This window comes from Methermicoccus shengliensis DSM 18856 (assembly GCF_000711905.1).
Classification (GTDB): domain Archaea; phylum Halobacteriota; class Methanosarcinia; order DSM-18856; family Methermicoccaceae; genus Methermicoccus; species Methermicoccus shengliensis.
In genome coordinates, this window is record NZ_JONQ01000001.1 from 1 (window position 1) to 15390 (window position 15390).

12 protein-coding genes and 1 tRNA gene are annotated in these 15390 nt (G+C 57.8%); 4 read left to right on the forward strand and 9 right to left on the reverse strand.

Translation table 11 applies throughout. The annotated features are described in order from the left end of the window. The 6 genes from BP07_RS00005 to BP07_RS00030 form a co-directional block, all read right to left on the reverse strand. A partial coding sequence (locus tag BP07_RS00005) for an S-layer protein domain-containing protein (protein WP_042684103.1) occupies nt 1–1911 on the reverse strand: 1911 nt, incomplete at its 3' end. Nucleotides 1912–1965: 54 nt separating this feature from the next. Beyond that, nucleotides 1966–2766, reverse strand: coding sequence for a DUF1638 domain-containing protein (locus BP07_RS00010; protein ID WP_042684105.1), 801 nt, complete (start codon nt 2764–2766; stop codon nt 1966–1968). Beyond that, nucleotides 2763–3836: a formate--phosphoribosylaminoimidazolecarboxamide ligase gene (locus BP07_RS00015; protein ID WP_042684107.1), complete on the reverse strand. Its 1074-nt coding sequence runs from the start codon at nt 3834–3836 to the stop codon at nt 2763–2765. The genes BP07_RS00010 and BP07_RS00015 overlap by 4 nt, the downstream gene beginning before the upstream one ends. Continuing rightward, nucleotides 3833–4504, reverse strand: coding sequence for a UMP kinase (gene pyrH, locus BP07_RS00020; protein ID WP_042684110.1), 672 nt, complete (start codon nt 4502–4504; stop codon nt 3833–3835). Before pyrH ends, BP07_RS00015 begins: the two co-directional genes overlap by 4 nt. Before the next feature lie 169 nt (nt 4505–4673). Further along, the gene (locus BP07_RS00025; protein WP_052353033.1) at nt 4674–5540 is read right to left on the reverse strand and encodes an ATP-grasp domain-containing protein; all 867 of its coding nucleotides are present in this window, start codon (nt 5538–5540) and stop codon (nt 4674–4676) included. After that, nucleotides 5537–6184, reverse strand: coding sequence for a DUF434 domain-containing protein (locus BP07_RS00030; protein ID WP_042684112.1), 648 nt, complete (start codon nt 6182–6184; stop codon nt 5537–5539). The genes BP07_RS00025 and BP07_RS00030 overlap by 4 nt, the downstream gene beginning before the upstream one ends. A gap of 92 nt (nt 6185–6276) precedes the next feature. On the opposite strand from BP07_RS00030, the gene BP07_RS00035 reads away from it, so the two are divergent. Both BP07_RS00035 and BP07_RS00040 read left to right on the forward strand, forming a co-directional pair. Beyond that, a complete protein-coding gene (locus BP07_RS00035; RefSeq protein ID WP_052353034.1) occupies nt 6277–8625 on the forward strand; it encodes an efflux RND transporter permease subunit in 2349 nt (782 codons plus the stop codon). After that, nucleotides 8618–9658 carry a COG1361 S-layer family protein gene (locus tag BP07_RS00040; RefSeq protein WP_042684113.1) on the forward strand — a complete coding sequence of 347 codons (1041 nt, stop codon included), beginning with the start codon at nt 8618–8620 and terminating at the stop codon, nt 9656–9658. Before BP07_RS00035 ends, BP07_RS00040 begins: the two co-directional genes overlap by 8 nt. Here BP07_RS00040 and BP07_RS00045 read toward each other — a convergent pair. Beyond that, the gene (locus BP07_RS00045) at nt 9651–11144 is read right to left on the reverse strand and encodes an aldehyde dehydrogenase family protein (protein WP_052353035.1); all 1494 of its coding nucleotides are present in this window, start codon (nt 11142–11144) and stop codon (nt 9651–9653) included. The genes BP07_RS00040 and BP07_RS00045 overlap by 8 nt on opposite strands. 142 nt (nt 11145–11286) lie before the next feature. Between BP07_RS00045 and BP07_RS00050 the strand changes: the two genes are divergently transcribed. Next, nucleotides 11287–11360, forward strand: a tRNA-Ile gene (locus BP07_RS00050). Here the strand turns inward: BP07_RS00050 and BP07_RS00055 are convergent. Both BP07_RS00055 and BP07_RS00060 read right to left on the reverse strand, forming a co-directional pair. Continuing rightward, nucleotides 11361–13268, reverse strand: coding sequence for a heavy metal translocating P-type ATPase (locus tag BP07_RS00055; RefSeq protein ID WP_052353036.1), 1908 nt, complete (start codon nt 13266–13268; stop codon nt 11361–11363). Beyond that, on the reverse strand, nt 13265–13624 hold the full coding sequence (locus BP07_RS00060; protein ID WP_052353037.1) for an ArsR/SmtB family transcription factor: 360 nt from the start codon (nt 13622–13624) through the stop codon (nt 13265–13267). The genes BP07_RS00055 and BP07_RS00060 overlap by 4 nt, the downstream gene beginning before the upstream one ends. 98 nt (nt 13625–13722) lie before the next feature. On the opposite strand from BP07_RS00060, the gene ilvD reads away from it, so the two are divergent. Further along, nucleotides 13723–15387, forward strand: coding sequence for a dihydroxy-acid dehydratase (ilvD, locus tag BP07_RS00065; RefSeq protein ID WP_042684118.1), 1665 nt, complete (start codon nt 13723–13725; stop codon nt 15385–15387). Nucleotides 15388–15390: the final 3 nt, after the last annotated feature.

Genomic DNA, 15390 nt, shown 5'->3' on the forward strand with positions numbered 1-15390 from the left:
CTGCCCGCTCTCCACCGAGGTATAGCTCTCCGATATCTGGAATATACCCTCAATGAGCACCACATTGGTCTCGGTGCCCCTGAACACAGAGCCCACCCGCACGATTATGAGGGGGAGGTCGTCTGCAGAGCCAACGTCCTTTGTGTAGATGTAGTCGTCGTCGCTCGCAACGAAGTCCGTGTCCACCACCTCCCCGTCCTTTCTGAGCTCCAGAAGGGCACGATTGCCGTTGATGTCCACCTCCTTCACGAACAGCTCGTAGCCCTCCTTCAAGGGCAGGGAGGAGCCCACGTACACAGAGCGCTTGGCGTCATCGTCCATGAGCACCTTGTGCAGCTGTCCACTCGATAGCGGGTTCTCTGTGCCCGTGCCATTGGGCATGTCGAGGTAGCCTGCGAAGTACTTGTCGGCCATGAAGCCTATGACCTCGTACTTGCCCCATGTGGAGTAGTTGTAGTGCACCTGTGATGGGCTGGTGGTGTACACAATGTCACCCTTTGCCACCTTCCTTCCAGCCACATCGATGTTCTTGAACACGATCTGCTCTGAGCCCACATCGTCATCGATGTCATAGTAGAACCCAGCAAAGCTCTGCGTGGTCCACGTGTATGTGGGGGAGTTCTCTCCCTGCCTCCACACCGAGTCCCCGGTGAAGTACGTCTTTGGAACCACCTTCCATGTCCAGTTATTGGGAGAGCTCGTGCCGTTGGAGTTGGAGGCGTATGCGGACACGGTGTGCGTTCCGATGGCAAGGTCGCTCTTTATCAGCCTTCCCCACTCTCCAGCAGCCACCGTGCCGCTCGAGACCGGGGTGCCATCTATCACCCAGTATATCGTGGCGGTCTGGTTTGCCTTTATGCCAAGCTCCACTGTGGCACCCTCGATGGAGGTGATGGTGGAGGTGGTGTTGGGATAGTGGTCGATGATGGCGGGCGCACCCCAAGCCAGCACATTCCATGTCCAGCTATAACTGTCGCTGCCGTTGGCGTTCTCCACCCTGACCTCTATTGTGTACGTGGCGGGAGATGAGGTGTTGGCAAGGGCGGTATCTGGGGTATAGCTGAGCGTTCCCGACACGCCAGTGGCGTTGTATGCTGGGTCGCTCGTGTCCTGCCTGCCATTCACCCACCACGAGACATTCACGTTCTGGTCCACATCGATGGAGAACGTGGGCTGTGGGTCGCCCACATACGATTGGAGCGGCGATGATGGAGAGGGGTTGGAGAGCGATGGAGCCGATGGGGGGCTCACAGTCCATGCCCAGCTTTCAGATGAGGACAGCCCTGTGGTGGGATTGGTCGCCACCACACTCACCGTGTAAGTGCCGGGAGTGGAGGTGTAGCTGGAGGAGGGGGTGTATGAGGCGGAGGTGGCAGCGGTGTTGGTCTGCACACGGGTGTTGGTGGTGCCATTGTCCACGTACCACGTGAAGTCCACCGTCTGGTTGGAGGTGATGTTGAACTCGATTGCTTGCCCCGTGGTGGTACTCACGGGAGACTGTGGGCTCTTTCCAGTGAGATGGGGAGGAGCATAGCTCACAGTCCACATCCACGTGTGGTTGTCCGTGCCATTGGCGTTGCTCACTTCCACCATTATGGTGTGCACACCCACAGTGTTCTGGAGCGTGGCGTTGGAATAGGTCGCATATGTCGTCTGGTTTGCCGCAGCATCCAGCGTGCCGTTCACATACCACGACACGTTTGCACTCTCGTTGATGCCGATGGAGAACATCAGGGCATCACCAACTCCAGTGTTCGGGTCCACAAAGGTTTGAACGGGCGTGGCTGGCGCTGGGCTCAGAATGGCGGGGGCTGCAACCACTCCCAAGGCAAGCACGAGTCCCACAAAAGCCAGCCCCATCAACAGCAGAGCCGCCCTATGCACCCTCATCTTCCTACCATCGCGCTCCATGATATCCCCCAACCTGATATGGTGTTCGATTGGGTGGGCTACATATATACGTTTTCATGCCCAAGCACCACGCCCAAGCACCGCATCCCTTGCCCTCATGTACGAGCCCTCCACGAGCCGTGTTGACCCCTTTAGCTCCACCACATCAAACTCAAACAGCTCTGCAAACTTCCTCACGTTGTGCTCGAACTCCTCTGGGTCGGAGAGCCCTGTGTCCAGCTTGGCTGCATACCTATATCCCACGTGCTGAAACAGAAACTTGCTCATGGTAATATCATCGGGGTCGGGTGTGACCTTTGACTTCTTGAGCATCTCCCTCCAGTTGGCAGCCCACATGGGGGTGATGAAGAACGCTCCCACTCCATCAAAGCCCCTTAGAGTGCGAAGATAGGGCTCCCTTCCTCCAAGAGCCGCCCCTATGCAGTCATCCACTATCAGCCCCTCCTCGTCCCTGAGGATGAACAACGGACACCCTATCCACGCAAGGTCCCTCTCCACATGTGTAAGGCTGCTGCCACATAGCCCGTAGAAGAGTAGGATGCCGTCCGAGAACTCTGCCACATCCTCTATCCTCTCATACACGACCTCCTTCAGCCGCTCGGGGTCGTTGTGAAGGGCAAGCTCGAGCACATCCACCACCACAAAGAGCCCCTCGCCGAGCCCCTGCACGGCTTCGCCCATGGTGGCAAGAGGCTCCACAATCACCTCCGACCCAGCCTTCTCAAGCTTTTCTATGAGCCCTCTCGCATCCTCGCTGTCCACCACGAGAATCCGTTTCACCTGCTCATCACGGGAGAGCACGTGCACGAGTTCGTCCTCGAACATCCTGCACCCGATTATCGTGAGCACGCTCATGAGAGAACCTCCAAGAGCCTCCCGCTGTCCCTTGCGAGCCTTATCTCCCGTGCGATTCTTCTTCCAGTGGACATCCTCTCATAGATGAGGTCTGAGTAGGGCGATGTGGTGATGAACGGGTTGGTTCCAGCAACTATGCGGGCAGATATCTCAAACACCACGAAGTCCAGCGTGTCGGTGCACACCGTCTCGAGGGAGAACGGACCTATCACACCTCCAAAGAGCTCGAGCGAGCGCTCCACCACCGCCTCGCCTATGGAGAACACCTTGGGAAGCAGAGACTCCCTTATCACCACGGGAAGGTTGCCCGTGACCACGTACGTTATGGGAACGCCGAGCGACTCTATCTCACTGGGCGTGCCCAGCTTGTATATCTCGTCCACGTTGCTCTCTATTCGCCTGTCTATGCTCAAAAGCTCCAGCGTGCCACGGCTCAGGGCATATCCCTGTGTGGAGATGGGGGAGTAGAAGTAGTGGAGGTAAAAGCGGGTTCCGAGCACGAACTCCTGAATTGTGTACTTCTCCTCTGTACTCAGCCTTCTGGCAAGCTCCTTTGCATCCTTTGCCACAAAGAACCCTCTTCCCCCCCTTGCACCTCCAAACTTCACGATGACTGGCCTGTCCACCTCATCTATGTGGTGATACTCCTTGGGCATGGTGATGCCAGCGCTCTCCAGCCATCTTCGCTCCATGTCCCTGTCGGACTCCCACTGGAGCACCCTTCGGTTTCCAAACGTGGGCACTGCGAGATCGAGAAACCTCTCAGCCCCCACATACTGCACGAACGAGCCATGGGGCACTATTATGGCGTTGTGCTCCCGAAGCTCATCTGCGAGATCCTCCACCTCCGAGTAGGAGTCCACCTCCATGAACTCGTCTGGCTTTCCCTTTGGAAAGGCATCGTAGAACCTCAGCCTGCCCCTCAGACCTATCCCGAGGGTGCGAAACCCCTCGAGCCTTGCCCCATGAAAAATCTGAAGGCTGGTGTGGGAGCACAGTGTGGCTATCGTGAGGTCGTCCAGATCGTACTCCTCCAGAAACCTTGCCACATCCTTCTGTGATACCGTCATGACCCATCCTCCACGAGCGTTCCACAGCGCTCACCCTCAATCGCGCGCTCGAGGTTTTCGGGACTTTTTCCGCTCGTAATTATAAGCCTTATGCCAGAGCGCTGCACCACCTTGGCAGCCACGAGGTCGAACGGGCTTTTCGCCCCAGCCTCCATGCCAAGATTCGAGACGATTGAAACGAGCTGTGCGGGGGTGAGATGCTCTATGTGCTCAGCATCGGCATAGCGCTCTGGGTCCTTGGTGTACACACCATCCGTGGCAGTGAGGCACACCAGGAGGTCGGCACCCACATAGTCTGCAAGGATGGCAGCCACCGCATCCGTTGTGTATCCCGCCGACACTCCGCCCATCACCACAATTCTCCCGAGCAGCGACGCCTCCCTTGCCTCCGCATACGACGTGGGGGGATGGGGGTAGGCGGCATCCCCAAGCGCAGATATGAGCACCATCGCATTGAGCCTCGTTATCGCTATGCCAAGCTCATCGCATACCCCTTCGCTTGCACCAAAAGACCGGGCGCATCCTATGTACTGCCTTGCCACTGCACCGCCACCCACCACCACGAACAGCTCATGCTCCTCTGCCAGCCCTCGCAGAACCCGTGCGTATGCTCCGTACATCTCCCTGTCGGTGAGTATGGAGCCACCTATGGACACAACAACCCTCATAGAACCCCTATTGCGCACTCCTCTTCCAAGATATATAGATTACTTTACGGCATTGAGCACTAGAAAACACACTCCAGAGCTTTTCCTCCTCCCTCATCCCCCGTCCCTCATCCCCCGTCCCCCTCCCTCCCACAGCCCACAGCTCCCAAAGACGCTGGCCTCCAGCTGCTCAGTGGGTGAGCAGCTCCACCACCTTTGGCGCTGGGTCAGTGTGGCACTCCTCCACAATGCTCCTGAATGAGGGTGTGGCGTTCACCTCCAGCACGAAAAGCTCCCCTGTGTGCACGTGCTGCACTATGTCCACGCCAGCAAACGCAGCCCCAACCGCCCGTGTGCTCGAGAGGGCGAGCCTCCTCAAGGTCGGGGTGCATGATGTGACGATAGCCCTGCCCCCCTGTGCGATGTTGGAGAGCCACTTTCCCTCTGCCGGTACACGGCGCACGCATCCTGCCACCTCCTCACCCACGACGAGCACCCTAAGGTCTCCAACAGAGGGCACGTACTGCTGCACCAGCACCGAGCCATGGGCGCGCACCAGCCCTGCCACCCTTTGCTCCACATCGGGCTGGCCCATTCTCACTCTCACGATTCCCCTGCCCTCGTACCCATGTGGGGGCTTCAGCACCACATCCCCCATGCGCTCTATCCATCGCAGGGCTTCCCGCACCGACTGGGTGGCCACCGTGGGCGGGGTTGGCACGTGAGCCCTTGCAAGCGCGTGGTGCGCAAGGTGCTTGCTGGCACAGCGGAGGATAGTCTCTGGAGAGTTGATGATGGGTATGCCCTCCAGCCTTGCGAGGCAGTCCATCCTGAAGCCCACCTCCTCGCACCTTCCAGCTCCCACATCCCTCACGATGATGCCGTCCAGCTCCAGCATGCCGTGCTCGGTGGCAATGCCCTCATCTGGCATCCCGAGAACGCTCACAACATCCGACAGCTTCACGAGCACCGGGGTGTGGGACGCGCCCTGCACGGCACGGATGAGGAGGGCGGTGGTGAACTCGTTTGCATCCCTCGCCACTATCCCTATCCTCAACCCAATTCCTCCATCCGAAGCACGCACTGGGGAAGGTCGATGACCCTATCCGCCGCATCCACTATCGGACCATCGGCGCTCGCCACCACGCCATGCACATGCTTTAGCAAAAAGTCCACTGCCTCGCTGGTGCACGCATCCCCCTTCAGGCAAGAGGCGCAAAGGGCAGAGCGCACATGGGCTGCCAGCTCGCCGCTCCTCGAGAGCCTCCTGTCAAAAACGAAGTGCACCTCCTTCACCTCTGACTTGCGCAAAAACCCAATCACGAGCCGCACTGCCTCGATGGTGGTCTCCGTCAGCCTGAAACTTCTGAACACACCCCTCGTGTCCCTCAGAAAGCCATCATCGCACAAGAACAGCTCATTACCCCTGAGAACACTCTCGATCGTTATCAGCACGTTGTGTCCGTCAACCCAGAGTACCTCCCCTTTGAGGGCACCACACGATATTTTCTTCTTGGCACGCATCTTAACGGTAGAAGTAGAGTGCACTGCCCTCGAGAGCACGTACCTCCATCTGCTCTCCAGCCTGTAGTGGTCGCTCACAAACTGAAGGGCGTGCTGCTTCCTGTATCCTCTGTCCAGCAGCAGCCTCAAATCCTCGGCTGGCCTTTGCAGAAACTCAGGGAGTGTGAGGCTTATCATATCAATCACTCGTGAGCGCATGGATTTAAGCTATGGCGTGAAAAAGTTTATATCGGAGAACGATAGTTTGCCCTCCCCAAGAGGTTGGGCTCATGTCCATCAGGGCACTGTACGAGAAGCTGGGCATAGTGGTGGAGGAGCACGGGAACCTCATCCTGCTTCTCGCTGTCGGGGCGCTACTGATTGCTCTCCTCGGAGCCCAGTCCATACACTTTGCAACTGGCACCGACACGTTCGTGGACGAGAACTCCCGCATATATCAGGACTACGACCATCTGTTCTTAGAGAAATTCCACACCGAAAACATCGTGCTCATCGTGAGCTCCGACGACGTCACTCAACCAGAGGTACTGAAGGCGTTAGATGCACTGGAGAGGGACGTTCGTGAGATAAGAAACGTGCGCTCGGTGACCGGGGTTGTAGACTATTTAAAAAACGCCAATGCACTTTTGACGGGAAGGCACTCCGTTCCGGAAGGGGATGTGAATGAGCTGTTATCCTTCATCCCGGACGAGGTGCTAAACGCGATACTTCCCAGTGAACAGACTGCCCTCATCCTCGTGGAGATTCCCGGAGACCTTACGAACGACGAAAAAGAAGAGCTCGTCACAGATATCAAGCACACCATTCGCTTTGCTCACCTTCCCCCCTCCACCACGATAACCCTGACTGGAGACCCCGCCTTCCACATCGACCTCAGCGCCCAGATGAGTCGCTCCACAGGAGAGCTGCTGGTGCTCGCCGCCCTGCTCATGGTGGTGGTGCTCAGCATCGTGTTCAGATACGTTAGATGGTATCTACTGTCCCTCCTCATGGTGCTCATCGGGGTGGTGTACACCTTTGGTGCAATGGGCATCACTGGTGTGCCCATGACGATGGCTTCCATGTCGATATTCCCCATCCTGATAGGGCTCGGGATAGACTACGCCATACAGTTCCACAACCGCATAGAGGAAGAGCTTGCCCGGCAGGAGAACCACAAGGAGGCAATATATCACACGGTGGGCAATGTGGGTCCCGCGGTGCTGATTGCCCTCACCATCACCATTCTCGGGTTTGCAGCCCTTCTCACCTCAGATGTGCCCATGATAAGGGATTTCGGGATTCTGGGGATAATGGGCGTGGTGCTGTGCTATCTTACCTCCATGTTCGTGGGCGTGACTGTGATCTATAAGCTCGATGCTCGCTGGGTAAAAAGGCGCATGCGACAGCTCCGGGAGCCGCCAGAGCAGGCTCGCAGGCTCATAAGAGAGGAGCTCCAAAAAAGGGCTAAGGCGAGCAAATGGAGCACTAAGCTCGAAAGAGCCCTCACGCGGGTCACGATGGAAACGGCATCAAGACCCCTCGCCGTGCTGAGCATAGCCCTGTTGCTCGGCTGTATGGGGGTATACTACGATGAACACGTCGAGGTACAGACCGACGTGCAGAAGTACGTGCCCCAGGACCTGAAGAGCCTGCTCGATCTAAAGAAGATGCAGTCCCTGATGGGGGGAAGGCAGGACGAGCTCAACCTCATCGTGAAGGGAGATGTGCTCGACCCCACCACACTGAGGTGGATGTACGAGTTTGGAGAGCACGAGGTGCAATCCCAGCCGAACATTCACGCTGCAGAGAGCATCGCCACCCTCCTCGCATCGCAAAATGGTGGCACCCTTCCCAGCACAAAGAGCGAGGCAGAAAGGCTCGCAGACGCCCTGCCAGAGAATGTGAGAAACAGCTACCTCAGCGGTGAGCTGTATGCCGTGATTAACTTCAACATTGGAGATGCGTATAAGGAGCTTGGTCTGCCGAAGCTCAAGACGCTCAGCGCTCAGATTGAAAAGGATATGGCGTGGATGCCACCCCCTCCAGATGTGGAGGCAACGCTGACTGGCAATATGTACGTGTTCACAGTGGTACTCGATGCGCTGACGAGCGGTAGAATGGAGATGACCATCCTCGGGCTCGTGATGATATTTCTCGCCCTTCTGCTCATATACAGGGACTGGATGAAAGCCCTCGTTCCGGTGGTGCCCATGATAGTGGTCACGGGATGGAGCGGGGGGCTGATGTACATCGCGGGGATACCATACACCCCACTGACCGGCACCATGGGAGCACTCATCCTCGGCATAGGTGGTGAGTACACGGTGCTCATGATGGAGAGGTACTTTGAGGAGCGTGAGAAGGGCCTTGCCCCCTTTGAGGCGCTGAGCGAGACCTCTGTGAAGATAGGCAGGGCGATTCTCGCCTCTGGGCTCACAGTGCTGTGCGGGTTTTCTGCCCTCATCGCCTCTCCCTTCCCACTCCAGTCCAACTTTGGGTTTGTGACGGTGATGGACATGGTGTTCGTGATACTGGCAACGTTCATCGTGTTCCCACCCCTCATAGTAACGCTCGACAGGATGCGAACGGGCGAGGGCCCAATACTTAGAAGAATGAAGGAGGCTATGCATGCTTGAGAAGAGATGTGTGAGTGTGGTAGTGCTGTGTATGGTGCTGATGGCTCTGCCGCCTGTGGCTGGCGGGTCACAGTACATACCGGAGAGCTTTACCTTCTCTGACAACTACTACACGGTGTACGGCGGTCCCCAGATAGATGCCGTGCTCGCTGGAGATAACGAGTTCGAGCGTGGGGAAGACGTGCAGCTGAAAATCGACGTGTACAACCACGGAAAGGTGCTGGGATTTAAGAGCGAGAAGACCCCCACCACTGCCGAGCAGATAGCTCGTGCAGAGCTCGAAAAGAACTATGAGCTGCAGGTGACCACTGCGATAGGTGTGGTGTGCACGCTCAAGAACCCCTATGGTGCTCCCGTCACCATCAACTCCGGGTCACAGAGCGCTGGCTCGCTGAGGGCTGGCGAGAAGACTCAAGCACCCCTATCGTTCAGTGTGGAGATAGATGACGATGCACCAGCCGGCGAGTACACGCTCGTGCTGGAGAGCACGTTCTCCTATCAGAAGAACGTCCAGGTGAGCGGTGACCCAAGAGCGGGCACGGAGGAAGTGAGCTTCTGGTATGACACCATGACCCAGCGGTCGAATATCACGTTCTTCGTCAAGAAAGAGCCCAGGTTTGAGGTGGTGAGTGTGAGCGGGGACCTCCATCCCGGCGATAAGAGCACACTCACCGTGGTGTATAAGAACGTGGGTGAGGAGCCAGCGAGGGAGGCCACAGCAAGGCTGAGCCTCGTCGACCCGTTCTCGAGCACCGATGACCAGGCATATCTGGGCACCCTGAACCCGAATGAGAGCGCCACCGCGACCTTCAAAATAAACGTGGACGCCGATGCGCTACCGAAGCTCTATGGGCTCAACAGCGAGATAAAGTATAAAGATGAGCACGGGGACATCAAGATCTCGGACGTGGTGAAGGTGCCGGTTGAAGTGCACCCAGTGCAGCGCACCCTTGGAGTGCTTCCAGCCCTTGGGGCAGTTGCACTCGTCATCATCGGCGGCGTGCTGTGGTACAGGAGGCGAAGGGCTACCTGAGGAGGATGTGCTTCACCTCCTGATACTCCCTTAAGCCCATTATCCCGTGCTCTCTTCCAATCCCACTCTGCTTGTAGCCGCCAAATGGGGCATATGGGGGCACGGCATGGTAGGTGTTGATCCACACCGTACCACACCTGAGCCTTCTCGCAAGCGAGAGGGCTCTTTCCCTGTCCTCTGACCATATGCCAGATGCAAGCCCATAGATGGTGGAGTTGGCGATTCTCACCGCCTCATCCTCACCATCATAGGTGAGCACGCACAGCACGGGTCCAAATATCTCCTCCTGTGCTATGCGCATGTGCACCTCAACATCGGTGAATATCGTGGGTGAAAAGTAAAGTCCCCTCGAGCACTCACCATCCGTGAGCCGCCTTCCTCCGCACACCAGCGTGGCACCCTCCTCGATGCCAAGCTCAACGTAGCGCTCGATTTTCTCGAGCTGTGCTCTGGAGGCGATGGCTCCCATGTCCGGGTCAGAGAGAGGATGGCCCACCCTGAGCCTCTCTGTGGCATCGAGAAGTCTTTCCATGAAGTCATCGTGCATGTGCGAGGGCAGCAGCAGCCTTGAGCCAGCGGTACACGCCTGTCCACAGTTGTAGAATATGGCGTGCACTGCCCCCCTGACCGCCTTTTCGATATCGGCGTCCTCGAGCACGATATTGGCACCCTTTCCACCACACTCAAGGGTTAGGCGCTTGAGATTCTTGGATGCGAGCTGCATCACGCGCCTTCCAACCTCTGTGCTTCCTGTAAAGGAGAGCTTGTCCACCCCATCCGAGGAGGCGAGGTACTCCCCCACACTCCCACCACCTCCCGTGAGCACACTGAGTGCTCTTGGAGGGCATCCAGCCTCGTACAGCAGTCCTGCGAGCTCAAGAGCCGTGAGGGGCGTTAGCGAGGAGGGCTTGAGGATGGTGGCATTGCCAGCCGCAATGGAGGGGGCGAGCTTCCATGCCGCCATTAAAAGGGGAAGGTTCCATGGCAGGATGGCAGCCACCACGCCCACAGGCTCATATCTTATTATGCTGCGCTCATCCTGCTCGCAAGGTGCCTCGGGTGGAAGCGTACACAGAGCTGCAAAGTGCTCGAGGTAGCGGCAGCAGGCATCAACCTCTGCCCTCGCGCTGCCGATGGGCATGCCGTTGTTCTTTGCCTCGAGCACCGCCAGATGCTCCCTGTGCTCCCTGAGAAGCTCGGCGCATCCCAGCAGCACATCCCTTCGCATCTCTCCACTCTCGTCCCTCCACCCTCCAGCATCGAAGAACTGCCTTGCCCTCTCGACTGCGAGCTTCGCATGCTCGATGCCACCATGTGCCACACCGGCAATGAACTCACCATCGGCGGGACTTGTGATGTTTCGTACGTGCTCGGTGTGTACACACTCCCCCGCTATCCACATCCCGTAGTGCATGTCCGCACGTTGGTGGGAATGATAGATGTGTCTTTCGAAGGGCTCTCTGTACTGTGAGCCTACGGCGTTCATCAAGCTCGTCCATACCGTCTCATCATATCACCATTCCAATCGTTCCATCACCAAAAGGACGCCAGCGTTCAGCGTTAAGACAGATTTATATAGCAGTAGATTTTAGGAGAGGGAGCAGGATTGCTAAGCGTTTTGCACTGACGGGCCCGTAGCTTAGCATGGTGGAGCGTTCGGCTGATAACCGAAAGGTCGCCGGTTCAAATCCGGTCGGGCCCACTACCCTTTTAGGAGCGAGAGGCGCATTGCATTTAGAATCACGAGGAGCGAGAGCCCCACGTCTCCAAACCCCACGGCCATCCACAGCGTGATCATGCCTAAAAGGGCGAGGATGGCAAAGCCACCCTTCACGAGTATGGACGAGAACACGTTCTGCCTCACCACGCCGTTGGTGTGCGCTGAGAGGTCGAGCAGGTATATGAGCTTCGTGAGGTCCTCGAGCATGAGGGCAACGTGGGCGCTCTCGAGGGCCACATCACTACCTGCTGCTCCCATCGCCACGCCCACGCTCGCAGCAGCGAGGGCTGGGGCATCGTTCACACCATCCCCCACCATGAGCACATGTCCATACTCTCTTCTGAGCCTTCTTACGACCTTCACCTTGTCCTCTGGTGAGAGCTCAGCAAGGCACTCATCCACCCCAAGCTCTCGAGCCACCTCCATGGCGCTCTTCCCCGTGTCTCCCGTCACCATGACGGTGCGAATACCCCTGCGCTTTAGCTCCTCGACAGTGTTTACAGCCCCATCCCTGAGGGTATCCTCGAAGGTGAGCACGCCCAGTAGCCGCTCCCGCGTGCCCACCAGTACAAGGCTCTTTGCTCCTATGTCCAGTCCCTCTATGCCATCTATGTGCTCTGTGGGCACGCCCATCATCTGAAACAGCCTGAGACTTCCAGCATAGTACTCGCCCCCATCTATGAGCCCCCTCACTCCAAGCCCAGTGAGCGATGAGAACTCCCTCACCTCTGGCTTGGGGACTTCCGCAGAGGCATCAACGATGGGGCGGGCAAGGGGGTGGTTGGAGTGCGCCTCGAGCGCACCCGCAATAGCCAGCACCTCCTCCCTGCTGGCACCATTCAGGGGAATTATCTCAGTGAGGGCGGGTTGCGCCCTCGTGAGGGTGCCAGTCTTGTCGAACGCCACCACCTTCGTCTTTCCAACTTCCTCCACATGGGCACCGCCCTTGATGAGCACACCATTTCGGGCAGCGCTGGTGATGGCAGACACCATGGACACGGGAGTGGATATGGCAAGCGCGCATGGACACGAGATCACGAGCAGCACCAGCGCTCTGTACACCCACTCCTCGTAAGAGCCGAAGAGCAAGCTGGGAACAATGGCAACCATAAGCGCGAGCACAATCACGGAGGGAGTATAGTATCTGGAGAACCCATCGATAAAGCGCTCTGTGGGTGATTTTGTCCTCTGAGCCTCCTGAACGAGGTCAACAATCCTCGATAGCAATGTCTCGGTGCTTTTCTTGCTGACCCTCACCTCAAGATATCCGTCCTCGCTCAGCGTCGAGGCAAACACCTCGTCCCCCACCTCCTTATACACGGGCAGGGGCTCACCGGTGATGCTCGCCTGATTCACGAGGCTTTTTCCCCTGACCACCACGCCATCGAGGGGTATGCTGTCTCCGGGTCTCACCACCACCACATCCCCCCTCTCGACGTCATGCACTGGCACCTCCAGCTCTTTTCCATCTTTCAGCACCCGTGCGGTCTTGGGGGCAAGGCTCAGCAGGGCATCGATGGAGCTTCTCGCCCTGTGCTCTGCCAGTCTCTCGAGCCACTCTGCCACTGAAAAGAGCACCATCACGGCAGCCCCCTCCTCCCCGTGCCCAATGGCAAATGCCCCAGCCGCAGCCACCGCCACCAAGAGGTCAACTGTGAATCTCCTCTTATGCACGAGGGCTCGCATGCCCCCTATCACAATCTCGTAGCCAGCGATGATGGCCGATGTGGCATACAGCAGAGTAGGATAAAACCCAATGCCCAGTATATGATGCAGCGCTATGCCCAAGCCCAGCAGGAACGCACCGAGGACTATCCTGACGATTGCCCCCCTATCCATCCTTCCGCCATGCCCACTGCCAACATCACACGAGGCACACGCCTCACTCATCGCCTCTCCCTCACGTGCTCGGTGCACACCCTTATGAGGTGCACGATATGCTCATCGTCCAGCGAGTAGCACACTTTTCTTCCCACCCTTCTGTGCTTTACGAGGCGAAGCGCCCGCAGAAGCTTTAGCTGATGGGAGGCTGCCGACTGGCTGATGCCAAGGGTCTCGGCAAGCTCGTTCACACACCGTTCGCCACAGAGGAGGGCAGTGAGTATCCTGAGTCTCGTGGGGTCTGCGAGCGCACCAAAGGTCTCGCACAGCCTCTCTATCTCCTCGGTGCTCGCCAGCTCCACCGAGTCATCTGCCGCGCCATCAATCACTCTTCTGAACATATCTACATATCTACATATGCTCATATTTGCCTATATTTGAACATATCGTAAGAGTCAATAGCATTTATAAGCATGGAGAAGAATCCAATGCCAGGCGCTGTATACTCTAAAGAGGTTGATGTATGAGGTCTGACAGGGTGAAGAAGGGAATAGAGAGACTACCCCACCGAATGCTGCTTCGGGCATGTGGTGTGATAGATGAGGAGTTCGAGCGACCATTCGTTGGCATAGTGAACTCTTGGAACGAGATTGTGCCAGGACACATTCATCTCGACAAGCTCGCTCAGGCTGTAAAGGCGGGCGTGCGCATGGCAGGTGGCGTGCCCTTCGAGTTTCACACCATAGGCATATGCGATGGCATCGCCATGAACCACGAGGGGATGAAGTATTCCCTTCCGAGCAGGGAGCTCATAAGGGACTCCATCGAGCTCATGGCGAGGGCACACCAGTTCGATGCCATGGTGTTCATCACCTCGTGCGACAAGATAACCCCCGGACACCTGATGGCAGCTGGCATGCTCAACGTGCCCTCCATCGTGGTCACCGGTGGACCCATGATGCCGGGATTTGCGGGGGATGCCCCAAGGGACTTAGTGCACGACGGGTTCGAGGCGGTGGGGCTCTACCAGCAGGGAAAGCTCAGCGAGCAGGACGTGTACAACTTCGAGTGCTATGCGTGCCCTGGCGCTGGCTCGTGCTCTGGGCTGTTCACCGCAAACTCCATGGCATGTCTGACCGAGGCTCTTGGACTATCCCTGCCGGGATGCGCCACTGCCCACGCCATGGATGCCAAGAAGATACACATCGCCAAGAAGTCTGGAATGAAGGTGATGGAGCTACTGGAAAGGGGAATCACTCCGAGGATGATTGCCACGAGGAAGGCGTTCGAGAACGCCGTGCGCGTGGACATGGCGATAGGTGGAAGCACCAACACCGTGCTGCATCTTCCAGCCATTGCTCGAGACTTTGGTGTTGAGCTCCCCCTCACGGTGTTCGACGAGCTCTCCCGCACCACACCCCACCTCGTGAGCCTGCGACCCGGAGGGGACAGCTTCATGCTCGACCTTGAGCAGGCGGGAGGGGTGCACGCCGTGATGCAGCGCATACGGGACAGGCTTCACACCGATGTGCTCACGTGCACTGGCAGGACCCTTGGGGAGAACCTCGATGAGTATGTGATTGTGAACCCCAAGAAGAACGCCGAGGTGATTGCCACGCTGGATGCTCCCGTGCATCCAGAGGGAGGCATAGCGATTCTCAAAGGAAGCCTTGCGCCAGACGGGGCAGTTGTAAAGCAGGGGGCTGTGAGCCCTGAGATGATGCACTTTGTGGGCAGTGCGAAGGTATTCGACTCGGAAGAAGAGGCGTTCAGTGCCATCATGGAGGGAAGGATAGCCGCGGGCGATGTGGTGGTGGTGCGCTACGAGGGCCCCAAGGGAGGGCCTGGCATGCGGGAGATGCTCTCGCCCACGGCAGCCATCGCTGGTATGGGGCTCATGCACTCGGTGGCACTGATAACCGATGGCAGGTTCTCTGGGGGCACGAGGGGCCCGTGCATCGGACACGTGAGCCCAGAGGCTCAGGAGGGGGGACCCATCGCCCTCGTGGAGGATGGAGACCGCATAGAGATAGACATACCCAACCGCAGACTCGAGCTGCTCGTGGACCCCAAGGAGCTCGAGGAGAGGCGCTCAAAGTGGACACCCAAGCAGCACGACATCGAAGGCGTGCTGAAGAGATACTCGAGGAGCGTGAGTTCTGCAGCTCACGGAGCGGTGATGGACTAAAGC